Genomic DNA, 23,726 nt, shown 5'->3' with positions numbered 1-23,726 from the left:
CTTAGAAGCTGTAGCGGGCAGTCAGTTTGAAGTTACGCGGGTCGCCGTAGACGTCGTACGGTTCATAGCCGCCGTTGGCGATGCTGACGTAGTAGGTACGGTCGAACAGGTTGTTTACGTTGACCTGCAAATCCAGTTGCTCGCTGGCCTTGTAGCCTGCCACCAGGCCGGCCACGGTGTACGAGCCCTGCCGGTTTTGCCATGCACTGGTACCGCTGCCCCCTGCGGTGCGGATCTGGCTCTGCTGATAAACATCACCGCCAATGCGCCAGCGTTGCAGGTCGCCGGGCAGGGTGTAGAGGGTGGACAGCTTGAATAGCTGGCGCGGCAGCCGGCGGTTGAAGTCCTGGCCTTCCAGGGTTGCAGTGGCGTCGTTGACGTACTTCGTCTGGGTGTAGGTGTACCCGCCGGCCAGTTGCCAGTTTTCGCTCAGGGCGCCCTGGATTTCCAGGTCCACACCGCGGCTGCGCACCAGGCCGGAAGACTCATAGCACTCACTGTTGGCGGTTGCACCGCAGCCTTTGACATCCGGCAATTGCTGGGCGCGGTTCTTCTGGTCAATCTGGAAAACCGCCAGGCTGGCGTTCAGTGCGCCATCAAAGTATTCGCCCTTGATACCCACCTCGTAGTTCTCGCCCACGATAGGCACCACCACTTGTCCACCGAGGCCTTTTTCGGTCTGTGGCTTGAAGATATCCGTGTAGCTGACATAGACCGAGTGATTGGTGTCCAGGTCATAGACCAGGCCAGCATAGCGGGTCAGATTGCGCGTGACCTTGTAGCTGCTGGCAGGGTTGGCCCTGCTTTGGAATTCGTACCAGTCCAGACGGCCGCCGAGAATCAGCGACAGCGGGTCGGTCAAGCGCAGGCGGGTGCTGGTATAGAGGCTGTCCTGAGTCGTCGTCTCGAGACGGCCGTCGGGGCCTTTGACGATAGTGGGCTTGGTGTGGCCACGTGGGTCCCACGCGAACAGATCGACGTTGCTGTCGATGAACCTTTCCCAAATCTTACCGGTACGATAATCCAGCTGGCGCTTGCTGACGCCCACGGTGAAGTCATGTTCCTGGCCCAGTAGCTGGAAGGGGCCGCTGAGGGCCAGGTCATAGCCTTTCTCTTTCTGCTCCATGGCTTGCGTCCATAGATAGTGGCGGTTGTATCCCCATATGGAGGAGGCCAGCACGTCGGTGTTGGTCATCGACTGCATGGCTGCCATGCGCAGCTTCCAGTCATTGGCGAAACCATGCTCCAGGGTCGCGAAATACCCGGTGGTGCGGTTGTCCATGTATTCATAGTCATGCCCCAGGAACGTGTCCCGGGGCAGTCCTAGATGACCACCGCCACGGGCCATGGGCAACCCGCCCCAGACGTAGTTGGTGTAGTCCTTCTGCCGATAGGCCCCCAGCGTCAGCGTGGTGGTATCCGTCAGGTCGGCGTCCACGACGCCGTAGTACAGATCGGCGTCGCTCTCTACCGACTCGCGAAAGCTTTTCGAGTCCTGCCGCGAGAGCACCGTACGGGCACGCAAGGTGCCGCTTTCGTTGAGCGGGCCGCCAATGTCCAGGGTGCTGCTGTAATCGTCCCAACTGCCGGCACTGCCGGTGAGCACGGCCTGGAATTTGTGGGTCGGGCGCTTGCGCACCAGGTTGATCGCCCCAGCCGGGCTGCCCGCGCCCTGGGCCAGGCCGGTGGCGCCACGCACGATTTCCACCCGGTCATACATGGCCAGATTGGCTTCGCTGCTGGGCAGGTAGGTGAGGAAACTGGTGGGAAAGCCGTCGTACATAATGGTGTCGACGTCGAACCCGCGCGCGCTGAACGTGGGTCGCCCAACGCCGCCGGAGTTATTCAAGAAAAAGCCCGGTGCGCTTTGGGCCACATCGCTGATGGTGGTCATGGCTTTGTCGTCCATGCGTTTGCGCGTGACCACGCTGACCGACTGCGGCGTTTCCCGCAAGGTCAAGGGGAGCTTGGTGGCGGTCTGCATGGCCCCGGTGGTGTAGGAGCCGGTGTTCTCGGTGGTTTCACCCATCTGCTGGCCGACGATTGCCGTCTCCCCCAATTGCAGGGTGCTGCTCGATTCGGGGGCCTTTTCCAGCATCACGCTGTTTGCGCCGGTCGTGCGCCAGGTCAAGCCGCTGCCTTTCAAGACGTCAGCCAGTGCCGCTTCTGGCTCTTTGGGGCCGACGACTCCAAGGCTGTTCTTGCCGACTACCAGCGTGCCATCAAAAATCACCTGTAAACCGCTTTGAGCAGCCAGGCGGTTCAGCGCGCTCGCCAGGGGTTGCGGTGCAATGTTGAAAGAGTGAGGGTCAGCCACTGCCAGGCCGGATATCAGCACGCACAAGAGGGCGAGCGGGGCGGCGGACAACGATTTTATGTGCAGCCCTTCAGGTAACGGATGGTGCATCAGTGGTCTCCCTAATACGAAGCATTATCGTTCTAGGGAAGGAAGACGGCTGACACGCCAACACCCGTAAAAATAGTCAAGTCTTGGAGGAGATCACCAGCAGATAGTCGGTGTAGCGCTCGATCTTGAGGGCAAAGACGTTCTCCAGCGTCGTCAGGCCCTCGTCCAGGTCGTTGAGCTGAAAGGTGCCGCTGACCTTGAGTGCGCCCAGGCGCGAGTCCCGCAGCACTATGATTCCCGGACGATAGCGTTCGAGTTGCTCAAGCACCTGCGCCAGCGGTGTCAGCTCGAAGACCAGGCGACCTTGCTCCCAGGCCAGCATCGTGTCGACGTCCACACGCTGCTTGGCGCCCAGGCCATCGGCACGCCCGCCAACGGTCTCGCCAGCGCCGAGCGTCACCTTGTCAGGCTCGCCCGTGACGGCCACACGCCCGCGGCGCACCGTGACATCCACGTGCTCTGCATCACGGCGTACGGCGTAGATCGTGCCCAGGGCCGTCGCGCTCAAGGCTCCCGCCTGCACACTGAAGGGCCGCTGCGGGTCCGGCTTCACGTCGAACACGGCCTCGCCTTTGCGCAGGGTAATACGCCGCCCATCGTCAGTGAATTTCACATCAACGGCGCTGTTGGCATTCAAGGTGATCTGCGAACCATCAGCTAGCACGACCTGTCGACGCTCACCGGTGCCGGTGTAATAGTCGGCATCCAATGCCATTCGTTGCGCCCATGTCACGCCGAGCCCGAGCACCAACGACGCCGCGATACCCATTGCCCACAGGCGACGCGCGGACGGCCGTGCCGAAGCAGCAGGCTGGGCCAGATGCGCACTTAAACTCCACATCCGACGCGCTTCGACAAACGCCTGCTGATGCTCCGGCGCCTGTTCGCACCATGCCCGCGCCGCCGCCACATCCGATGGCTGCACCGAACCCGAGGTGAGGCGAATCACCCACGCGTGGGCAGTGCGCTGGATTTCGCTGAGGGATGGCGTGGTGTGGGGTTGATCGTGCATACCGGCTATCGTTGCAGGCATTGGCTGAGAAAGTCGAGCGCAATAGCCAATTGTTTTTCCACCGTACTGACCGAAACCTTAAGTTGCAGGGCCACTTCCTTGTGGGGCAGGTTTTGCAGCCGACACAGCGTGAATATCTCCTGGCACTGGGTAGGCAAGCGGTGCAGAGCGTGAGCCATCGCGGCCAGTTCTTGTTGCGCGACCACCACATCGAACAGCGCCGGGCTCTCGCCGGTCACCTCGTAGAGGTAGGCGGTGCCTTCGTCGAGGCGCTCTCGCGTCTGCCTGCTGCGCGCATGATCAATCGCCAAGTTGCGCGCAACTTTAAAGATAAAGCCGCGTAGATTGAGCACCGGCTTGCGGGGTGGCTGGCGGAGCAGGCGCAGGTAGGTTTCCTGGGTCAGATCGGCCGCAGTCTCAGGATTGCGCAACTGACGATGAAGAAACGAACGCAACTCGGTGGCATGGGCCCGAAACGCCACCTCAAGCTCTTCGGTGGTCATGCTCGACATTAGCAGAGATCACGCAGAGGAAAGTCCTGCACTTTAATGATAGTGCTTCGCATTAACAATCTTTTCTTGGGCTGCCATCTCGATCGGCCTGTGACTGGGACTGGTCGTCTTGGGCGATTGCTGTTTGTACCTGGTTTAAAGCCCCCATCGCTCAAGCTCAGGCGTGCGCCCGTCAAGTAAAAGCGAAGGCGCCATGGCGCTCGCTGTTTTCAGCAAGTGCATATCTGTAAATACCGGGCCTAGCAGCTGCACGCCAATCGGCATCTGGGCCTCATCGAATCCGGCGGGCAGGGCGATTGCCGGAGTGCCCAGGTAATTACTGGCTCGGCTGAACTTGCCAATACTGGCGTGATTGACGTCCTCGTCATCCAGGGGCAAGGCACCGTGGCTGCTGACAGGCATCAACAACACCCCAAATGAGCCGATCGCACGGGTGAATGCCGCGGCTGCCGTTGCACGCTGCGCAACGGCGTGTTCGTAGGCATCACGGCTGATATCCGCACCCGCCAGGATTCGATTGCGCACCACCTTCCAGAGTAGCTGCGCGGGGTCATGGGCCAGGTGCCCAAACTCGCGATAGCCCTCATAAGCAATGATCATCGAGTTGCATTCGGAAAGCTGAGCGATATCCAACTCATCATTGGGAACCCAGCTTTCGAGCGTCCAGCCGGCCGCGTTCAGATTGCCCAAGGCCTGGTCCCATACCCGGCGGGTGCCAATGGACAGCGCACTGGGGAACGCACTCTGGTCCAGTACAAATACGGTGCCCGGCTTGGTGGGCACCCACTCACTGGCAAGTTCAGCCTGAACCTTCAACCCATTGCCCGTATACGGGCTGGCAATGATGGCGGTGAGCGCATGCGCGTCGTTTACGTCGCGGGCGATTGGGCCCAGCACATCCAGGCTGGGAGCCAGTGGAACGACACCGTCCAGGCTGATGAGGCCGCTGGACGGTTTGAAGCCAACCAAATGATTAAGCGATGCGGGAGCTCGTATCGATCCGCCGGTATCGCCACCGACGGCAATCGGTACCAGTCCTGCTGCAACTGCAACCGCCGCGCCTGAAGAGGACCCGCCCGGGGCGCGATGCAACTTGGCGTCCCAGGGGTTCCAGGGCGTGCCTCGGGTCGGGTTCTGCCCGGATAAGCCGAAGGCAAATTCGGTCATCTGGGTCTTGCCGACGATAACCATTCCCGCCGCCTGTAAACGTTGCGCGACGGCGCTGGTCGCGGAACTGATAGTGGTCAGGCGGCTTAACGAACCTGCCGAGGCCAGGGTGTTGGCGATTTCGATGTTGTCTTTGATGGCAACCGGCACGCCATGCAATGGGCTCAAGGGTTGGCCTGTATCGAGTGCACTGTCGGCGGCATCGGCGGCCGCCAAGGCTTGCTCTGCGAACACTATCGTGAAGGCGTTAAGCGCGCTGCTGCGTGCAATACGGTCCAGAAAGTATTGCGTGACGGCGCGCGAGGTGATCTGCCGGGTAGCGATCAGATGGGCAATCTGCAGGGCAGTCTGGAAACAAAGGGCTTCGGATCGTTCGCACATAATTTCTGGATTCTAAGATTTGTGAGTCGGTATCCCCGTGTTCGACGGGCGTTGACGGGGATCGCATCGCGTTGTTCGAGCCAGTGCCTATTTCAGTGGTTTTCCGGCGGTCTCTGGCATTTTGATGAAGGTCAGAAGGGTGAGCGCGGCGCCTGCGAGCACGTAATAGAAGAACCAGCTCTCTTGGCCGTGGCTCTGCAGCCAGGTCAGCAGGTATGGCGTAGTCCCGCCGAGCAAGGCCACCATCAGGTTGTAGGGCGCACCAATACCGACGGCGCGAACGCTGCTCGGGAATTGTTCAGACATGATGGCTGGGGCGATCGAGGTATAAAGCGCGTAGAGCAACAGGCCGAACAGCTCCACCATCAGGATCGACGAGAACGTCGGCTGCATGTTGGTAATAATCGGGTAGAAGAACAGCAGGTAACCCAGGGCAAAAACGATCAGTTGCGGCTTGCGCCCGAACTTGTCTGAGAGCATGCCGAAGAGCGGGTGCACGAGCATGAACGCAACCATGGCAACCGTATTTGCCGCAAAGGCTGTCGAGGACTCCACGTGCAGTGCTCGGATGGCATAGGTGGGGATGTAGATAACGAACAGGTAGAAGGCAAATGTGCTGAGGATCGAAAAGCCGACAATTCGCAGGGTCTCCCGCGGATAATCCCGCAGCAGGGTGCGCAGGGGTTGCTTCTCTACCTTTTTAGCCGGTTGCGAGGTGCAGGCTTCGGTTTCAGGCACCGACATACGCAGCCAAATACCAGCGACACCGCCCAAGGCACCGAGCAAGAACGGAATGCGCCAGCCGAACTCTCTCATTTGTTCGTCGGTGAGCAGGGTAGTAAGGGCCCAGCCGATCGCCGATGCGGTCAGAATGCCTGCGGCGGAACTGAAAAATACAAAGCTGGAAAAGAAGCCGCGACGGTGGTCTGGCGCTAACTCGGCCAGGTAAGTAGAGGCCGACGCGTATTCACCGCCCAACGACAAACCCTGCATCAGTCGTGCAACCACCAGCAACACCGGCGCTAGCAGCCCGATCTGCTCATAGGTGGGGGTAATGCCGATCATCAGTGAGCCGCCAGCCATCAACATGATGGTGACGCCCAATGCTGATTTGCGGCCATAGCGATCAGAGTAGATCCCCAGCGCCCAACCGCCGATGGGACGCATGAAGAAACCTACGGCGAAAATAGCGAAAGTCGCCAGCAGGGACGCCGTTTCGTCAGTTTTCGGAAAAAACTGTGTAGAAAAGAACACCGCGAACGACGCATAGATCGTCCAGTCGAACCACTCCACCGCGTTCCCAATGCTGCCAGCCGCAATTTTGCGCGCGATTGATACCTGCGGCTTTACCGCTTGGGACGTTTGAGTCGCATAATTCATTGGCTTGTGCCTTTGGTTTTTGAATTGTAATTATTTTTAGACATTTTCTGGTTTGTTTTGTTTTAATTTGGCCACTTGAGCGAAGGTATTGTAAGAATATGGTCTCGTCAACCGTTGAGTCGGATGAAAAAAGACATTTTGCGCTGGATGAAACCGATCTGGCCTGCCTGGTTGCACTACAGGCAAACCCCCGTGGCACTTGGCGGGATTTGAGTACGTGCTGCGATGTGGCCGAGCGGACGCTTTCGCGTCGCCTGCAACGTTTGATGGACAGTGGATATATCCGGGTGATCGGCGAGCTTGATCCGGTTGTCGTCGGGAGTGGCCCGGTGCTGCATGCGTGGATTCGGGTAGCCGACGGGCGGCAGAAGGAAGTAGCGGAGCACTTGGCGCAACTGGCACAGACGCAGGTGGTGATGGCGACAACTGGAGAGTTCGACATCTTCACCGAGATCAATTTGCCGAATGTGGAAGCGCTGTCTGACATGGTGGTGCGAGCGTTGCCGCTGGTGCCGGGAGTAAGGCAGGTTCAATCGCAGGTGGTGCTCAGATCGTTCCGACGAGCGAGTCGCTGGCGGATTGACGGTTCGGTGCCTACTGAACCGGTGCCGGCCGGGCCTGTGAGCCTGAATGCCGATGAGATGCGGCTACTGGGCGCGTTAATGCTCGATGGAAGGGCCAGCCTGGGCGTGCTTGCCCAAACCTGTGGCGTCAGTGAACCGAAGGTTCAGCGGATGTTGAGTGGGCTGGTCGACAGTAATGCCCTGACCTTTCGTGTGGAGCTCGAACCGCTGTTGGTTGGCTATGGGGTAGAGGCGATCCTGTCGTTACAAACCCGACCGGGTGCGGCAGATGGCATTGCCCTGGAGCTGGCAAAGGATGAGCACACGCGTTGCCTGTTCGGTACCAGCGGACGTTCGCAGTTGTTTTGGCATGTGTTGTGTCGTGATATTCATGATCTGTGGGCCGTTTCAACGGCGCGGATGGGGTCCCTGGAGGGGATCATTTCTTGTGAGACCAACACGGTGGTCAGAGCCTATAAAAGGGCAGGGCGAGTGCGTCGCGGGCTTATGGTTGAGTAGTGTCCAGGCCTGCCTCCCAGCCAGCAAAAATAATCCCCGAAACCGGGGATTATTTTTAGACGGCGCTAACCAACGATTTATGGTTTATCGGCGCTCTCTGGCAGTGCATACGCAATGATGTAGTCACCCACATCCGGCGAATGGCTCATGCCACCCGCCGAGATCACCACATACTGCTTGCCGGTGGCCGGTGACTTGTAGATCAGCGGTGCCGCAACCGCACCCACTGGCAGGCGGGCTTTCCACACCTCTTTACCGGTGGCCGACTCAAGAGCCCGCAGGTAGTAGTCCTGGGTGCCGGCAAAGAACACCAGCCCCGAGGCCGTCGAGGTCGGGCCCCCCAGCGTTGGCATGCCCAGCGGGATCGGCAGGTGGGTTTTGATACCCAGCGGGCCGGTATCCTGCACGGTGCCCAACGGAACCTGCCAGACCAGTTTCTGCGTGTTCAGGTCGATGGCACTCATGCTGCCAAATGGCGGGGTGTTGCACGGCACGCCCAGGGGCGACTGGAGGATGTCGATTTTCACCCCACCATAGATGCCGGCAACTTGTGGGCGAATGGTGCCCATGAAGCCAGGCACTTCATCGGTCGAGACTTTGAACTTCTTGGTGTTTTCCTTGGTAACCAGCGCCATGCGCAAAGGGACGCGCATGTCGTTGACGAACATCATGCCGGTGTTTTCGTCGATAGAGATGCCACCCCAGTTCATGCCGCCCAGCAAGCCCGGCCATTCGATGTAGGGCTTTTCAGTTGGCGGAGTGAAGGGCCCTACGTAAACGGAGTCCTTGAACATGATCCGGCAGTACAGTTGGTCGAAGGTGCTTACGCCCCACATGGACTTTTCGGTCAGTGGCTCGGCACCAATCACCGGCATGCCTACCGAATGGGGTTGCGTCGGCGACAGGTGCTCGCCTTCGGCCGCTGGCGAAGTAGGCACCGCCCGCTCCTGAACTTCAGTGACCGGTTGGCCGGTGCGGCGATCCAGGACAAAGATATTGCCGGTTTTGGTGGTCTGGATAAGCACCGGCGTTTTTTCGCCCTGGGCGTTCTTGATGTCGTACAGCACAGGTTGGGAGGGTAGGTCGTAGTCCCACACATCGTGGTGAACGGTCTGGTAAACCCATTGGGTTTTGCCGGTCGAAGCATCGACGGCGACGACAGCCGAGCCATACTTTTCCTTGGCCTGGTTGCGGTCGCCACCCCAATAGTCAGGCGGACCGTTACCGGTGGGCAGGTAGACCAGGTTCAATGCCTTGTCGTAGGTAGGAATGGTCCAGACATTGGGGGTTTCCAGGGTGAACTCTTGGTCGCCAGCGGTTGCATCCTGGCCCTCAGGCGCACCAATGTCCCATGCCCACACCAGCGCGCCGGTCAGCACGTCGAAGGCACGCACAGCGCCAGAAGGCTCTTTGGCGACGATGTCACGCACCCAGCCGCCGACCACGGTGAGATGGCCCATGACCACCGGCAGCGATGTGGGGTGATAGCGCTTGCTGTTCTCGGTCGGGCCCATGCCTTTTTTCAGGTCGACGTAACCCTTGTCGCCAAAGTTCGCGCACAGGCTGCCGGTGTGCGCATCAAGGGCAAACAAACGGGCATCCACAGACGACACCAGAATGCGCTGACGGCATTGTTGCTGGTCGCCGTACGACGTTTTGACTTCAGCGCTCAGACTGTCGTCCTTATCGATGTCGTAATAGCCCACGCCACGGCAAGTTACGTGCTCTGCGCTGCTGGCGTGGGGATCGAACTTCCAGATCGGCTTGCCAGTATCGCCGTCGAGGGCGGTGATCAGGTTTTCCGGGGTGCACGAATACAAGACGTTGCCGATCTGCAGCGGAGTGTTTTCGTCCACACCGGCGCCGCCCCCTGTGGTTCTGCGGCCGGTTCGGTAGATCCAGGCAACTTGCAGGTCCTTGACGTTTTGCGGGGTGATTTGGTTGAACGGCGCAAAGCGGGTGCCTGATGCACTACGGCCAAAGGACGCCCAGTTTTCGGACGCCGAGGCGGGCTCCGTGGGTGCGGGTGCAGCCTTCGCGGCGACTGGATTGGAAATCGCACCGTGCGGATAGAACGCCGCCACAAACGTTGCGATCAGCCCCGCAAACACAACGAGCCCCATGCCGTTGGCCAAACGCCGGGCGCGTGATGAGGTGGTTGGGAACGTAGCGCCGACCCACAGGCTGAGCGCCAGGACAATTGCCGGAACGACCAGGCGCGGCAGCAGTTCCCAGTAACTGAACTGGCCCACTTCGTAAAACGCCCAGGCACAGGTTGCCAAGGCGATGATGACTGAAAGGGCAAGGCCTATCCCTTTGCGCAAGAACATCAGCGCCGCCAGCAGCAAATACGCCAGCCCCGCGATCAAGTAGTAACTCGAGCCGCCCAGCGCAACCAGTTTGAAACCGCCGTAAATCATTGCCAGCGCTACGAGCAGCACAAGCAAGCAAAACAGCACCCTCGCGGTCGCGCCAAGTGCAACTTTGCGAGTTTTGGGTTGATGATCATCCGTCATTTTTTTAATACGTTCCGTTAGTCAATGGAAAGTGCACGCAATCAATGTGCAGGGGGCAAGGCATTCAGTCGGCAGCAGGCAGTCGCGCTGATCGGGGCTGGCGGGGAGGGGGTAGTCAATCGACGCGGGCGCCGCCGAGGGCTCTAGGAAAGGGGGTTTGGCGTTGGATCGCCTTATAAGAGTTAGCGCGTTATGGCTGCCTGGAAATTGCGCGCAGTTTAGGCGCAGGGTTTTTCCGGATAAATACTCAAGGTAGAAAAGCATTATTGATGAAACAGTAACAATGGACTGCATGCGCTGCGTGATCGCCGGCCTGGTGCGGACTACCGAGTCGCGAAAAGCTCACCATACCTTAAGGGTATCCATGTAGACCTTATCCATATTGGACGCTCGCGACATCACGCCTCAGCCTGAGGCCAATAACTATAAAGAGGCGCACCATGACCGTGCTATTGAGTGAGCGCAGCCAGATTTTCCAGGGTGCCGATGCCTACGCCGTGTCGGATTATGTCAACCAGCACGTGGGCAACCACTGTATCCGTCTGCCGCCCAAGGGCCGGCCCCTGGCGAGCATCAGCCACCGGACCTTTTCCAGCCTGGACCTGTGCCGCATCAGCTATGGCGCGCCGGTGCAGGTGACGTCGGTGGCGCTGGAAACCATCTATCACTTGCAGATCCTGCTGAGCGGGCACTGCCGCTCCAACTCCCGGGGCAACGCGCAGGTCTTCGGGCCGGGGGAGATCCTGCTGATCAATCCGGATGACCCGGTGGACCTGACCTATTCCGCCGATTGCGAGAAATTCATCATCAAGTTGCCGGTGCGCCTGCTGGAAAATGCTTGCCTGGCGCAGCACTGGACGCTGCCACAACCGGGTATTCGTTTTGCGGCGGCGCGCCATGCGCTGAGTGAGATGGATGGTTTTCTGCAGTTACTGGGGCTGATCTGCCATGAGGCGGAAAACGCCGTCGAGCCGCAAGTGCAGGACCTGTATGAGCGGATTGTCGCCAACAAGCTGTTGGCGCTGCTGGCCAGCAATGTGTTGCGGGTGGTGCCCCAGGCGGCGCATGGCGGTGGTTTCGAGGCGGTGCGCGAGTTTATCGAGGAGCACCTGGGCGAGGACATCGGTATCGAGCAATTGATGGCGGTGGCCAAGGTCAGCGAGCGGTCGCTGTATAGCCTGTTTGCGCGCCAGGTCGGCCTGTCGCCCCGTGATTATGTGCGCCGGCGCAAGCTGGAGCGGGTGCATGCGCGTTTGCAACTGAGCAGTGCGCGCAGTGTGACGGAAGTGGCGCTGGACCATGGCTTCATGCACCTGGGGCGGTTCTCCGAGGCCTATCGCAAACGCTTTGGCGAGCTGCCTTCGCAGACCTGGAAGCGCCATCGCTAAGCGGCTCGCGCCAGCCGGATACTGATGTGCAGGAAGCGGATATTGAGGAGTGGGAGGAGCACGTACGGTGAGGGCGCCTGATACAAGAACAACGGAGGGCCTGCCCCATGACCACTACACTCGACCGCCTCGCTGCACAATTGCGCGAGTCCGTTCAGGAAGATCCCGCTACCGGGGTATTTCGCTGCCGCCGCGACATTTTTACCGACCCCGACCTGTTCGCCCTGGAGATGCAGCACATCTTCGAAGGCGGCTGGCTGTACCTGGCCCATGAAAGCCAGGTGCCGGCAATCAACGACTACTACACCACCTGGATCGGCCGCCAGCCGGTGGTCATCACCCGCGACAAACAGGGTACTTTGCATGGCCTGGTCAACGCCTGTGCCCACCGTGGCGCCATGCTGTGCCGGCGCAAACAGGGCAACAAGGGCTCATTTACCTGCCCATTCCACGGCTGGACCTTCAGCAACGCCGGCAAGCTGCTCAAGGTCAAGGACGGCAAGACCGGCGCCTACCCGGACAGCTTCGACTGCGACGGCTCCCACGACCTCACGCGCCTGGCGCGCTTTGAAAACTACCGTGGCTTTCTGTTCGGCAGTCTCAGCGAGGCGGTGCCGCAACTGAGTGATTACCTGGGCGAGACCCGGGTCATCATCGACCAGATGGTCGACCAGGCCCCCCTGGGCCTGGAGGTGCTGCGCGGCAGTTCCTCGTATGTCTACGACGGCAACTGGAAGCTGCAGATCGAGAACGGCGCCGACGGTTACCACGTCAGCTCCGTGCACTGGAACTACTCGGCGACCATGGGCCGGCGCAACTACGAGGCCGAAGGCACGCGCACGGTCGATGCCAATGGCTGGTCGAAAAGCCTGGGCGGCGTCTACGCCTTCGATCACGGGCATATCCTGCTGTGGACGCGCCTGCTCAACCCCGAGGTGCGCCCGGTGCATGCCCACCGCGCGGCACTGGCCGAGCGCCTGGGCCAGGCGCGTGCAGACTTTATTGTCGACCAGACCCGCAACCTGTGCCTCTACCCCAATGTGTACCTGATGGATCAGTTCTCCACGCAGATCCGTGTGGTGCGGCCCCTCGCGGTGGACAAGACCGAAGTGACGATCTATTGCATGGCGCCAATTGGCGAAAGCGCCGAGGAGCGGGCAACGCGGATCCGCCAGTACGAAGACTTCTTTAACGTCAGCGGCATGGGCACGCCGGATGACCTGGAAGAGTTCCGCGCCTGCCAGACCGGCTACCAGGGCGCGACCACCCTGTGGAATGACCTGAGCCGTGGCGCCAAGCAGTGGGTGGAAGGGGCCGACGACAACGCCAGGGCCATGGGCATGCACCCGCAATTGAGCGGGGGCAAAACCGAAGACGAAGGCTTGTTCGTGCGCCAGCATGCGCATTGGGCCGCAAGCCTGCAGCGTGCAATAGAGCGTGAACAGCCAGGCCTGATCGCCAGCGACCGGGAGCTGCAGCCATGAGCCTGTCCCGTGACTGCCTGCTGGACTTTCTGTACCGCGAGGCGCGGCTGCTGGATGACCGCCAGTGGGATGAGTGGCTGGCGTGTTATTCGCCCAAGGTGCAATTCTGGATGCCCGCCTGGGACGACTACGACACCCTCACCGAAGACCCGCAACGCGAAATCTCGCTGATCTACTACCCCAGCCGCGATGGCCTGGAAGACCGCATCTTCCGGATCAAGACCGAACGCTCCAGCGCCAGCACGCCCGAGCCGCGCACCGTGCACTTGCTCTGCAACCTCGAAGTACTGGCCGACGATGGCGCCCAGGTGCAGCTGCGTTTCAACTGGCACACCCTCAGCCACCGCTACAAGACCACGGACAGTTATTTCGGCACCTCCTTCTATAGCCTGGACATCCGCGGCGAGCAGCCGCTGATCACGCACAAGAAGGTGGTGCTGAAAAACGATTACATCCACCAGGTCATCGACATCTACCACATCTGAGGACACCGCCATGACGTATGCCATTGCCCTGAACTTCGAAGATGGGGTTACCCGTTTTATCGACTGCAAGGTGGGGGAGAAGGTGCTCGATGCTGCTTTCCGCCAACGCATCAACCTGCCCATGGACTGCTCGGACGGTGTCTGTGGCACGTGCAAGTGCCGTTGTGAAACCGGCGCCTATGACTTGGGCGATGACTATATCGAAGACGCCCTGAGCGCGAATGAAGCCCAGGAGCGCCAGGTACTGACCTGCCAGATGGTGCCGCAGTCCGATTGCGTGATTGCCGTGCCGGTACCGTCCAGCGCGTGCAAGACCGGCACCACGCAGTTCGTCGCGACGCTGGCCAGCATCACGCGCCACGCCGATGCCGCACTGCAGGTGAGTTTCGAACTGGATCAGGCGCCGGTGTTTCTACCCGGCCAGTACGTGAACATCGGCGTGCCCGACAGTGGGCAGACGCGCTCCTATTCATTCAGCAGCCGCCCTGGCGACACGCACGCCAGTTTTCTGATCAAGCATGTACCGGGCGGGTTGATGAGCAGTTGGCTGGAGCGCGCCCAGCCGGGCGACAGCGTGCCGATGACCGGGCCGTTGGGCAGTTTTTACCTGCGTGAGGTGCACAGGCCGCTGCTGTTATTGGCCGGTGGCACCGGCCTGGCGCCGTTCCTGTCGATGCTTGAAGTGCTGGCCCTGCGGGGGGAAAACCGGCCGATCACGCTGATCTATGGGGTGACGCGGGATCAGGACCTGGTGTTGGTCGAGGCCCTGGAGGCCTTCGCTGCGCGGTTGCCCAACCTCACGCTTGTCACCTGCGTGGCCGATCCGCAGACCGCGCACCCGCGCCAGGGGTATGTCACCCAGCATATGGCCAGCGATGTTCTCAACGATGGTGATGTCGACGTTTACCTGTGCGGGCCGCCGCCGATGGTCGATGCGGTGCGCGAGCACTTCAAGCACCAGGGCGTGAGCCCGGCCAGCTTCCATTACGAAAAATTCACCGCCAATGCCATGGCCAACTGCGATGCCGCCTGAGGAAACCAGCATGAATCTACGTTTTGACACCAAGGTTGCGCTGGTCACCGGTGCCGCCCAGGGCATCGGCCGGCGCGTCGCCGAACGTTTGCTGGCGGAGGGCGCCTGGGTGGTCGCAATCGATCGCTCGGAACTGGTGCACGAGTTGCAGCATGCCCGGGTGCTGACCCTCATCGCCGACCTGGAGCAGCATGCCGAGTGTGCCCAGGTGATGGCCGCCGCCAAGGTGCGTTTCGGGCGCATCGATATCCTCATCAACAACGTCGGCGGGACCATCTGGGCCAAGCCCTTCGAGTATTACGCGGAGGCGCAAATCGAGGCCGAAGTGCGCCGTTCGCTGTTCCCCACGCTGTGGTGCTGCCATTGCGTGCTGCCCTACATGCTGGAGCAGGGCACTGGCGCCATCGTCAATGTGTCGTCGGTCGCCACACGGGGGGTCAATCGCGTGCCCTATGGCGCGGCCAAGGGTGGAGTGAATGCCTTGACCGCCTGCCTGGCCCTGGAAACCGCCGGCAGCGGCATCCGCGTCAACGCCACCGCACCCGGCGGCACCGAAGCACCGCCCCGGCGCATCCCGCGCAATAACCAGCCGCAGAGCGCGCAGGAGCGCGCGTGGTACCAACAAATCGTCGACCAGACCCTGGATAGCAGCCCGATGAAGCGTTACGGCAGCATCGACGAACAAGTGGGCGCGATCCTGTTCCTGGCCTCTGACGAGGCCTCCTACATCACCGGCGTGACCTTGCCGGTAGGGGGGGGCGACCTTGGTTGATTTGCCTTTTACCTGCAGGGTCTGCCGTGCCACTGGCTTGGGCATTCGAATACGCAATGTGACGGCGCGCTCAAACTACCGCAGCGACCTCAATGAGAACCGGCTGAACCTCCGTTACACCTGGCCGCAGCTTTAAACCCTGACCGAGCAGGGCCCCAGGCCTTGCTCGGTCAGTTTTTTGCAAGGCGCAGGGTGTACCGAATCATCTACCTTTACTGGTCAACCACAACCCCCTGAAACTGCCGAAGGGCAACCAAGTAATATCACCGATGAATGTATCGGCAAACTGAGCGGGCTCAGACTCAAGGACCCCCAGACCTCCCAGGACCCCCGAGGTCACGAACGAAAGCGTATTTACATCACCGGTATCGAACAGACTCGAAGTCCCCCGGGGGTGCAGTAGTGACGCATCGTTGTAGCGGACCTGCCAATTCACGGTTGGGCGGGGGAATGATTTTGCCCAGACGCGCTCCATTCCTCGGATTAGCCGCGACTGCCTGAGGGTGCCGGTCACGGCGTTGGATGTCTTGCTCATGAGGTTCCTGGCGACTGCTGGGAGAGACCGCCCCAGATACGCGCCAACCCTCACAACTTTGGCTGCCAGCGTGGTCAGCCCTGCTGCTGCTCCGGTGCTCAGGGATATCCAGGCCAGGATGCCGGAAGCCGCGGAATTGGTGTCCTGGATAACCACTGAGGCAATACCGGTCGCGAGCGAAGTGGCGGCGAGCCCAACAATCGCCGCCGTCAGTAACAGTGCCGTCCCTCCTGTCATCACGGCGGTCAATACACCGACCGCGCCCCACAGGTACGTATGAATCAAAGATCCTCCTTCGCCCAAGCCCTCCGGGCCAGGCAGGTCGTCCCCCCAAATCGCCCGTAATTGCTTATCCACGGAAAAATGCCCGGTGGGGTCCTGATAATTGACCGGGTCCCCTTCGGCACAATAGCCATACAGATTGGGTCCACCCTTACCGAACGGGCTGAGGTCATCCTGGGTAAGAAACTGCATGCTGGATGCGTCATACCAGCGTTCGCCTGTGCCCAGCGGGTACTGGCCGGTGGTGCTGTCACGGTATTCGCCGTTGAAGCCCAGTACCGAGTCGGGCTCATCCGAAAAATGCTCGCCGTAGGCGGTATAGGCATGATGCTTGAGGGTCTGGGCCTGGACATCGTAGCTGACCAACACGCTGCCGTTGAGATCCCGCAGTTCAAACAGTGTTCTGTCGACCCCGGAGCGCTTGATTTGTTGGACCGTACAGGCGGCGCTGCCGGGGTTGAGGTTGCGGCTGTTGTCGTTACTGGCGGTGGCGTAATCCCCGCAAGCCTTGAGGCCGTCGTAGATCACTTGACTTGGCTCGTCACCGCCATTACGGGTCATCAGGCGTTTGGACGGGTCATAGCTATAACGCGCACTGCCAGCCTGGATGAGCCGCCCGAGCCAGTCATAGCTGTATTTTTTGCCCGTCTGGTCCTGGGTTACCCGTCCCGCTGCGTCATAACTCAAGCTGGCAGACGCGATGTAGTCCGCGTGGCTGTTCTTGACTGTTGTAAGGCGGTAGCCATTGGCAGCGTCGTAGGTATAGGTTGCGGTGTTTTTCGCGGTGCCGATGGTGGTGATGCGGGTAAGCACGTTACCCAGTGCATCGTAGGTAAATTCCTGTTTGTCGATCTCCTTGTTCTTCGGCGTCCTTGGCCGCCAGACGCCAGTGGTGGTACAGGACTTGACCCGGCCGCCCGGCGTATAGGTCAGGCTGCGGGAGCCGAGGAGGGTGGCGCCCTGTTTCAATTGGGCCGATTTCAATTTGTCATCGGCGTAATAAGTTTGCTCCAGCAGGAGGTCAACTTTACCGGGGAGTATGAATTGGCGGCTGGTCTCACGTTGTTGCAGATCGTGGGTGTACTTCACATGGAATGTGATGGGGGAAGTGGGCTCAAGGTTGTAGGGGCCGGCAACGACTTCCTCCTGAAACAGCCCTTGATCATCGTAAATGTGGTCAGTGGTGTAGTGAAAGTTATTGCTGGCATAGCGCTGCCCGTTAGTCTTGTAGAGAAACAGTGTCTGGTTACTCAGTACGTCGGTACTGTCCAGCAAGCGCCCATTCATTGAGTGGGTGTAAAGCACTTCCTTGCTTTGACCTGGCTCGGTTTGCACCTGTTGCCGGGTGATACTGAGATAGAGGTCATGGTTGTACTGGAGGAACTGTTGGCCCTCGGTCGCCGTGGCAATGCCTTGTGTGCCATAGGCGTAGGTAAAGGTGTTTTGCGCGCTGGCATCTGCGGTACTGGTCTTGGCCAGGCGATTGCCCAGCTCCTTGATGTAGTCATGCTTGAGCACGCGGCCGTCGGCGGTAACAGTGGTCGCGGGTACTGTGCTTGTACCGCTATAGGTGTAAGTCTCGGTGCAAGAGCCGCGTGTCAGCGAGGTTACCCGGCCCCAAGTGTCGAAGCTGCGCTTGCCCAGGACCTGCCGTTTGCCACCGGACTCAAGCTCGATTTGTGTGGCGTCCCTCAATAGCCAGTGCTGTGGATAGGTGTAGTGGTAGGTATAGATGAAGGGCACGTCGAGCAACCCACGGCCTTTTTCGCTGCGCCGTTCACTCAGCAGGCGACCATTGGCATCGTAGATGTAGTTGATGGTGATAATTCCGAACTCGCTGTCGGTAACCAACTGTTTAATTTGCTTGGCCCGATTGTAACTGGCTGTCTGGGTTTGAAAGACGGCGCCGTTCTGGCCTTTCCATTGAATTTTCTTGATGGTTTCATCCGAGTTGTACGTCGTCACGGTGGTGTGCTTGTCGGCGGCCTTGCCGGTCCATTGCGTACGGGTCATGGCGACGGGGTCATATTGATTGAAGTCTTCCCGGCCATCGCTGTAGTGCTGGCTGCTGACTTCATTCCAGTCGTCGTATCGCATCTCTTGCCATTGGATGAGCTGGGTCCCGTGCCGGTCATAATCAAAACTTGATGTCCGTAGCTCACGTCCCAGGCTGTCATAGGTAACGGCCTTGGTTTGCTTACGCAGGTTACCTTCCAGCAAGTATTCACTCACCAGCCGATCCTGGCCGTCGTATTGGGTCAAGTGGGTTTTTCCGTTGGGCTCGGTGACTTTCACTTGCCCGGGCGCGGGGTAGGCATAGGCGGTGACTTGGCGATACGTGGTGCTGTGCGCGCAGACGGTCAGGCTGAGTAACTGCCCGTATTGGCTATAGGTAAACTCGGTGCGATTGCCATCAGCGTCGACTTGGCGCAGGAGGCGGCCACTGAGGGTGCTTTGGGTTTGTGAAGACGTACGGGTCTTGCCGGTTGTGTCGGTGTCGGTGGTCGTGGTGGTCAGTTCGGTGTTACCAACCCCTCCCAGTGTGTAGTCAAAGGTGCGTATTGGATCGGTCTGCACGGGGCGCCGGTCCTTGGTCCCCAGGGTGCTCTGGGTAAGGGTCTTCACGCGACCCTTGCGAAAGTCGTCACCTTCGAAGTATTCGATAAGCTGGCCGATGAGTGCTGCATTGTAGTTCAGTTCGCTGGCGAGACTACCTTGTAAGGTACTGATGATTTTAGATTCGCTTAGATTGGGTATTTGTTTATAGGCGTGGTATTTAAAGGTGAAAATATTTAATAGTTGGGGGAATGTCCCTGGCAGCAGTTCTGGAATTATTGCCAGCAGCCCTGGATCGTCGACGATTTCAGTATCAACGTAAGTGGAAGGAAACAGCTGGGTGGGGAGTGTCAGGATAGGCGTCCATGATTCATCAGGCTCTTTGTCGGTCTGCTGCTCGGAAGTTAATGCGATCTGATTCAGCAAGTTTGTTAAGGTAGTCTCGCTCTCAGTAGATTTAATTTCACCTTTTTCTGGGGCAGGTATGTAGTCCACTACTGTAGTTACTCTTTCTTGTCGATTTCTGACAAGTGCAGAGTGGGTATTGAAGCGGTTTTCGTTTTTCTCTTCCCGACTCTTGCCGGCCTTGCTGTATATCGTCGATGTCGTGCGACTTAGTAGTTCTTCTTGCACAGTCATCGTGTATTTTTTTTGTGTTTGTGCCGCCCCTTGTACGAGCACTTCGGAGGTGACGTTGTGCTGTTCATTGTAGTTATAGGTCGTGGTGCGAATGGCCGGCACGCCCTCGCTCATGATCGTGCGGTAGTGATCCGGGTCCTGGCGCTGGTACACATAGGTGGTCACCACCGGTGTCCCGCCGCCATTGGGCGTCAGGGTATGGGTGCTAACACAGGGCAGGGCAGATAGCTTGGGGTTGTCCGGGAAGGTCAGTCCGTTGTCCTGATACTCCACCTGCTCCTGCAGCCCGTCAAAGCTGGTGATGTTGGTCAGCAGCCAGCCACAGGTCGGGTGATCGAGGTACTCGAAACTGCTTTTGATATCTGCTGCGAGGCTGACGGATTTAAGGGCGTAATTCTCGATGGCCAGGCTGTAGCTCAGGGTTTCGGCGGCGTCGTCGGGCCAGAACGTCAACGTGGCCGAACTGATGACCGGCGTGGCGGCCGGGTCCCCTGGGGTGTATTGCACCTTGAGCAGGCTGCGGGTGGCGTCGCGGATTTCGGTCAACTGGATCTGGTAGTAGGTTGCGCCGCCGATCACATGGGCGGTGGTCATCCAGCTCAGGGTCACGCTGTTGTAACCATCGGTGGTCAGGGACTCGGGGACGTAGATGCCGGTATCTGGCAGCAGTACCAGCACTTCCTTGCGGCCACCTTTGCGGTGCACGGTCAACTTGCCGTTGTTCCATTGCGCAATCACGGCGGATTGCTTCAAATCTTTATCCTTTTCCACCGTCAACACTTCACCGGAATGCATCGTGAGCTTCTTGTGCTTTTCACTGTAGGTGGTCATGGCATAGAACCAGCCATCCCCCAGCGCTGCCTCGTTATTGACCACGGGCGTATTGTGCAGGCTCATTTCGATCACCGGCCCGTTGCCGGCATTGCCCGTCAGCGACGGCAAGGGCACGTAAACCTCAAACAACCCCGTGCGTGGGTCCACGACATTGCGCTTTTGCGTGGTGGCATTGAAGATCGGATCGTTTTCGTCGTCGGTTGGGTCGGTGCCCATGGGGTTGTGCGCCATCATCCTCTCCTTGATTTTTACCCTGTTCAAAAACTACGCGACGGCGAACGCGCACGTAACTGTCAAATCTCACAGTCGTTTATATCGTTTAGTAATGGGTGTAGGATTTTTTACTCTCTCCTTTAACCGTGGAGCTGCGTGTGGAATCCGTCACGATGAACCCGAATATTGAACCTCAGGCTGTGTGCACTCCGATCACCCGCGCGGCCATTTTCATGGTCGCCACACTTGCTCCCGGTAGCGATGCGGCCAGGACGGTACGCCAGTGGTGCGGCGATATCGCCGCCCTTACGCGCTCCGTGGGCAAGCGCGTGCCCGACGGTAGCCTGACCTGTGTCTGCGGCTTCGGCTCGACGGCCTGGGACGCGCTGTTCGGCAACCCACGCCCGGCGTCCCTGCATCCGTTTCAGGCAGTTGGCGTAGCGGGGCGCATGGCGGTTGCCACGCCTGGGGATGTGTTGCTGCACATTCGCGCCGAGCGCATGGACCTGTGTTTTGAACTGGCCACGCAAATCATGGCGGCCCTGGGGGATGCGGTGGTCGTGGTGGATGAGGTCCAGGGATTTCGCAATTTCGACATGCGCAGCATCATCGGGTTTGTCGATGGCACCGAGAACCCGACCGGGCGCAAGGCTGTCGGTTTCACCATCGTCGCTGACGAAGACCCGGCGTTCAGTGGCGGCAGCTATGTGCTGGTGCAAAAGTACCTGCACAACATGGGTGCCTGGAACGCGTTGTCCACCGAGGCCCAGGAGCGGGTGATCGGGCGTACCAAACTGGCGGATATCGAACTGGCGGATGAGGCCAAGCCGAGCAACTCCCACAGTGCCTTGACCACCATCACCGAGGATGGCGAGGAAGTGAAGATCCTGCGCGACAACATGCCCTTCGGCCGGCCGGGAGCGGGGGAGTTCGGCACCTATTTCATCGGCTATGCGCGCACGCCGCAGCCGCTGGAGCTGATGCTGGAGAACATGTTTGTCGGCCGGCCTGCCGGCAACTATGACCGGCTGCTGGATTTCAGTACGGCGGTCACCGGTGGCTTGTTTTTTGTGCCGTCCGCGGATCTGCTGGAAGAACTGGCCGAGCGTGAGCCTTAGGGGCGGCCACGCGTGGCAATCTGCCAGGTAAGGCTCACTTCGCCACTGCCTGCATCAGCAACTTGCGAATCTCCCCGGTAATCGCACTTTTGGTGCCTTGCTCCAGAATCCCCACCCGGCGTACCGCCAAGTCTCCAGGCAGCGGCAGTACGCGCAGGCTGGGGTCTTTGTGCCAGTCAAAGTTCTTCAACAGCGGCACGATTGCCACACCGACTTGCTGGCGGACCAGGTCGGCGATACCGATGATCGAGTTCAGTTCGAGGATTTCCAGCGGCTCGACTGATTCACTCTTGATGATCGATTGCACCTTGCGGCCTACGGCGGTGGACCGGTCATAGCGAATGAACGGCTGGGTCCTGAGCAATTCCACGGCGTCGTTGATACCCGCGGTCTGCGCGGTGTTGGCGAGCATGACGATGGGCTCGTTGTAGAGCAGGGTCCAGCTCAAGCCGTCGAAGTTTTGCCGCGCCGTCTCGATCAACAACGCCGCGTCGAGCTTGGCGGCGTGTACCAGGTTGACCACCTCGTCGGAGCGGGCAGTCATCAGGTTGACCGAGATGCGCGGGTGCAGCTTTTTCAGTTGCACCAGGCAATTGGCGAGCAGGCCCATGCCGGAGGTAATACCGCCGATGGACACTTCGCCCTCCATGGCCATGCCATCGGGCGCCTCGGCGATCATTTGCTCGTAGTCCGCCAACAGGCGCTTGGCCTTGGGCAGCAACAACACGCCATCGCGGCTGAGCTTGATCTGCCGCTGGCTGCGGTCGAACAGTGGCCGGCGCATCTCTTCTTCGAGGGCGCGCATTTGCTGGCCGACAGCGGCATTGGTCAGGGCCACCCGGTCGGCGGCGGCGGCGAAACTGCCGTATTCGGCGACGGCGATAAACGTCTTGAAGAAGCGAATGTTGCTCATGGGCAGGCCCGTGGTCATGGGTGTGCCTGAATCGTAAAGGTTTTGTTTACTCAGGTTAAAGTTAAATTAGTTTTTCTTTTTATAGGGCCCGGCCAATACTCAAGCCCGAACTGACTCGGCGAACTTACCCAATGAGCAATCCAGATATCAGCCCTGAACACGCAGCATTGCGTGCTGCAAAGAACGTGTATCACCTCGGCGCGACCACCGTGTACTCCCATCACGGGGACAGCCGGTTTGCCTACACCCTCTATGTGCCTGAAGCCATCGAGGACAGCACCCGGCCAGTCGACCTGGTGGTGTCGCTGCACGGTTCAACCCGTGCGATGGAGATTTACCGCAATGGCTTCGCCGAATTTGGCCGCTGGAACGATTGCGTGATCCTGTCGCCGCTGTTCCCGGTCGGCGTGCTGGGGGACGGCAATGGCGATGGCTACAAGCAGATGGTCGAAGGCGATATCCGCTACGACCAGGTGTTGCTCGACATGATCGCCAGTGTCGGCAAGCGTTACGGCCGCCGCTTTGAAACCTTCGCGCTGTTCGGCTATTCCGGTGGGGGGCAATTCACCCATCGCTTCTGCTACCTGCACCCCGAGAAACTCTGGGCGGCGTCCATCGGTGCACCGGGCTCGGTGACCCTGCTCGATGCCGATCAGGACTGGTGGGTCGGCGTGCGGGACTTTGCCACGCGCTTTGGCAAGCCGCTGAACCTGCCAGCCTTGCAGCGCTTGCCGGTGCACATGGTGGTGGGTGATTCAGACCTCGAAACCTGGGAAATCACCCACCGTGAAGGTGGCAAACACTACATGGCCGGTGCCAACGCTGCCGGGCGCACGCGACCTGAGCGCCTGGCCACCTTGAAGGCGAGCTTCGAAGCCGCCGGCGTGCAGGTGCACTTTGACTTGCTGCCCAACGTCGCGCACCAGGGCGTCAAGGCCATGCCGGCCGCCCAGGACTTTTTTGCCAAGGTGTTGCGCCACAAGCGCAGCCTGGGCTGATACACCGTAGGTAGATGCA

At 59.7% G+C, this 23,726-nt stretch carries 16 protein-coding genes; 8 read left to right on the top strand and 8 right to left on the bottom strand.

The genetic code is table 11. The annotated features are described in order from the left end of the window. Position 1 precedes the first annotated feature (1 nt). From HBO12_RS03590 to HBO12_RS03570, 5 genes are all read right to left on the bottom strand, one after another. Positions 2 to 2,407, bottom strand: coding sequence for a TonB-dependent siderophore receptor (locus HBO12_RS03590; RefSeq protein ID WP_170041466.1), 2,406 nt, complete (start codon positions 2,405 to 2,407; stop codon positions 2 to 4). A gap of 76 nt (positions 2,408 to 2,483) precedes the next feature. Next, the gene (locus HBO12_RS03585; protein WP_170041465.1) at positions 2,484 to 3,419 is read right to left on the bottom strand and encodes a FecR family protein; all 936 of its coding nucleotides are present in this window, start codon (positions 3,417 to 3,419) and stop codon (positions 2,484 to 2,486) included. A gap of 5 nt (positions 3,420 to 3,424) precedes the next feature. Next, positions 3,425 to 3,922 (bottom strand): RNA polymerase sigma factor, encoded by a 498-nt coding sequence (locus HBO12_RS03580; RefSeq protein ID WP_262376891.1) that lies wholly within the window; start codon positions 3,920 to 3,922, stop codon positions 3,425 to 3,427. 144 nt (positions 3,923 to 4,066) lie between these two features. Further along, on the bottom strand, positions 4,067 to 5,479 hold the full coding sequence (locus tag HBO12_RS03575) for an amidase (protein ID WP_170041463.1): 1,413 nt from the start codon (positions 5,477 to 5,479) through the stop codon (positions 4,067 to 4,069). 87 nt (positions 5,480 to 5,566) lie between these two features. Then, complete coding sequence (locus tag HBO12_RS03570) at positions 5,567 to 6,859, bottom strand: MFS transporter (protein ID WP_170041462.1); 1,293 nt, start codon at positions 6,857 to 6,859, stop codon at positions 5,567 to 5,569. Between the two features lie 98 nt (positions 6,860 to 6,957). Between HBO12_RS03570 and HBO12_RS03565 the strand changes: the two genes are divergently transcribed. Beyond that, entirely contained in the window at positions 6,958 to 7,941 is a 984-nt protein-coding gene (locus HBO12_RS03565; RefSeq protein ID WP_170041461.1) for an Lrp/AsnC family transcriptional regulator, read from the top strand. A gap of 77 nt (positions 7,942 to 8,018) precedes the next feature. Here the strand turns inward: HBO12_RS03565 and HBO12_RS03560 are convergent, their stop codons facing one another. Continuing rightward, positions 8,019 to 10,457 carry a membrane-bound PQQ-dependent dehydrogenase, glucose/quinate/shikimate family gene (locus HBO12_RS03560; RefSeq protein ID WP_170041460.1) on the bottom strand — a complete coding sequence of 813 codons (2,439 nt, stop codon included), beginning with the start codon at positions 10,455 to 10,457 and terminating at the stop codon, positions 8,019 to 8,021. Between the two features lie 440 nt (positions 10,458 to 10,897). Between HBO12_RS03560 and HBO12_RS03555 the strand changes: the two genes are divergently transcribed. The 5 genes from HBO12_RS03555 to HBO12_RS03535 all read left to right on the top strand — a co-directional run bounded on the left by HBO12_RS03555 (position 10,898) and on the right by HBO12_RS03535 (position 15,619). Then, positions 10,898 to 11,845, top strand: a complete 948-nt coding sequence (locus HBO12_RS03555; RefSeq protein ID WP_169951480.1) for an AraC family transcriptional regulator — start codon at positions 10,898 to 10,900, stop codon at positions 11,843 to 11,845. Positions 11,846 to 11,952: 107 nt separating this feature from the next. Beyond that, entirely contained in the window at positions 11,953 to 13,329 is a 1,377-nt protein-coding gene (locus tag HBO12_RS03550; protein WP_170041459.1) for a Rieske 2Fe-2S domain-containing protein, read from the top strand. After that, positions 13,326 to 13,814 carry a benzoate 1,2-dioxygenase small subunit gene (gene benB / locus HBO12_RS03545; protein WP_169951484.1) on the top strand — a complete coding sequence of 163 codons (489 nt, stop codon included), beginning with the start codon at positions 13,326 to 13,328 and terminating at the stop codon, positions 13,812 to 13,814. Before HBO12_RS03550 ends, benB begins: the two co-directional genes overlap by 4 nt. A 10-nt stretch (positions 13,815 to 13,824) precedes the next feature. Beyond that, on the top strand, positions 13,825 to 14,847 hold the full coding sequence (gene benC / locus HBO12_RS03540) for a benzoate 1,2-dioxygenase electron transfer component BenC (RefSeq protein ID WP_170041458.1): 1,023 nt from the start codon (positions 13,825 to 13,827) through the stop codon (positions 14,845 to 14,847). A 10-nt stretch (positions 14,848 to 14,857) separates the two neighbouring features. Next, positions 14,858 to 15,619 (top strand): 1,6-dihydroxycyclohexa-2,4-diene-1-carboxylate dehydrogenase, encoded by a 762-nt coding sequence (locus HBO12_RS03535; RefSeq protein ID WP_170041457.1) that lies wholly within the window; start codon positions 14,858 to 14,860, stop codon positions 15,617 to 15,619. 202 nt (positions 15,620 to 15,821) lie between these two features. Here the strand turns inward: HBO12_RS03535 and HBO12_RS03530 are convergent, their stop codons facing one another. Then, positions 15,822 to 20,696: an RHS repeat-associated core domain-containing protein gene (locus HBO12_RS03530; RefSeq protein WP_170041456.1), complete on the bottom strand. Its 4,875-nt coding sequence runs from the start codon at positions 20,694 to 20,696 to the stop codon at positions 15,822 to 15,824. Positions 20,697 to 20,851: 155 nt separating this feature from the next. Here HBO12_RS03530 and HBO12_RS03525 point away from each other — a divergent pair, with 155 nt between their 5' ends. After that, on the top strand, positions 20,852 to 21,796 hold the full coding sequence (locus HBO12_RS03525; RefSeq protein WP_169951960.1) for a Dyp-type peroxidase: 945 nt from the start codon (positions 20,852 to 20,854) through the stop codon (positions 21,794 to 21,796). 34 nt (positions 21,797 to 21,830) lie between these two features. On the opposite strand, the gene HBO12_RS03520 is transcribed toward HBO12_RS03525, so the two are convergent. Further along, positions 21,831 to 22,727 carry a LysR family transcriptional regulator gene (locus HBO12_RS03520; RefSeq protein WP_262376890.1) on the bottom strand — a complete coding sequence of 299 codons (897 nt, stop codon included), beginning with the start codon at positions 22,725 to 22,727 and terminating at the stop codon, positions 21,831 to 21,833. Between the two features lie 113 nt (positions 22,728 to 22,840). Here HBO12_RS03520 and HBO12_RS03515 point away from each other — a divergent pair, with 113 nt between their 5' ends. Beyond that, entirely contained in the window at positions 22,841 to 23,707 is an 867-nt protein-coding gene (locus HBO12_RS03515; protein WP_170041455.1) for an alpha/beta hydrolase family protein, read from the top strand. Positions 23,708 to 23,726 lie beyond the last annotated feature (19 nt).

The sequence above is a fragment of the Pseudomonas sp. WS 5059 genome (assembly GCF_012985525.1).
Classification (GTDB): Bacteria; Pseudomonadota; Gammaproteobacteria; order Pseudomonadales; family Pseudomonadaceae; genus Aquipseudomonas.
The sequence above is the reverse complement of the archived record's forward strand: the minus strand, read 5'-3'. Positions and strand labels throughout refer to the sequence as shown.

Bases quoted from the DNA above. Each gene is read 5' to 3' on its own strand.
- HBO12_RS03590 (WP_170041466.1), bottom strand. From the start codon at position 2,407: ATGCACCATCCGTTACCTGAAGGGCTGCACATAAAATCGTTGTCCGCC.
- HBO12_RS03585 (WP_170041465.1), bottom strand. From the start codon at position 3,419: ATGCACGATCAACCCCACACCACGCCATCCCTCAGCGAAATCCAGCGC.
- HBO12_RS03580 (WP_262376891.1), bottom strand. From the start codon at position 3,922: ATGACCACCGAAGAGCTTGAGGTGGCGTTTCGGGCCCATGCCACCGAG.
- HBO12_RS03575 (WP_170041463.1), bottom strand. From the start codon at position 5,479: ATGTGCGAACGATCCGAAGCCCTTTGTTTCCAGACTGCCCTGCAGATT.
- HBO12_RS03570 (WP_170041462.1), bottom strand. From the start codon at position 6,859: ATGAATTATGCGACTCAAACGTCCCAAGCGGTAAAGCCGCAGGTATCA.
- HBO12_RS03565 (WP_170041461.1), top strand. From the start codon at position 6,958: ATGGTCTCGTCAACCGTTGAGTCGGATGAAAAAAGACATTTTGCGCTG.
- HBO12_RS03560 (WP_170041460.1), bottom strand. From the start codon at position 10,457: ATGACGGATGATCATCAACCCAAAACTCGCAAAGTTGCACTTGGCGCG.
- HBO12_RS03555 (WP_169951480.1), top strand. From the start codon at position 10,898: ATGACCGTGCTATTGAGTGAGCGCAGCCAGATTTTCCAGGGTGCCGAT.
- HBO12_RS03550 (WP_170041459.1), top strand. From the start codon at position 11,953: ATGACCACTACACTCGACCGCCTCGCTGCACAATTGCGCGAGTCCGTT.
- benB (WP_169951484.1), top strand. From the start codon at position 13,326: ATGAGCCTGTCCCGTGACTGCCTGCTGGACTTTCTGTACCGCGAGGCG.
- benC (WP_170041458.1), top strand. From the start codon at position 13,825: ATGACGTATGCCATTGCCCTGAACTTCGAAGATGGGGTTACCCGTTTT.
- HBO12_RS03535 (WP_170041457.1), top strand. From the start codon at position 14,858: ATGAATCTACGTTTTGACACCAAGGTTGCGCTGGTCACCGGTGCCGCC.
- HBO12_RS03530 (WP_170041456.1), bottom strand. From the start codon at position 20,696: ATGGCGCACAACCCCATGGGCACCGACCCAACCGACGACGAAAACGAT.
- HBO12_RS03525 (WP_169951960.1), top strand. From the start codon at position 20,852: ATGAACCCGAATATTGAACCTCAGGCTGTGTGCACTCCGATCACCCGC.
- HBO12_RS03520 (WP_262376890.1), bottom strand. From the start codon at position 22,727: ATGACCACGGGCCTGCCCATGAGCAACATTCGCTTCTTCAAGACGTTT.
- HBO12_RS03515 (WP_170041455.1), top strand. From the start codon at position 22,841: ATGAGCAATCCAGATATCAGCCCTGAACACGCAGCATTGCGTGCTGCA.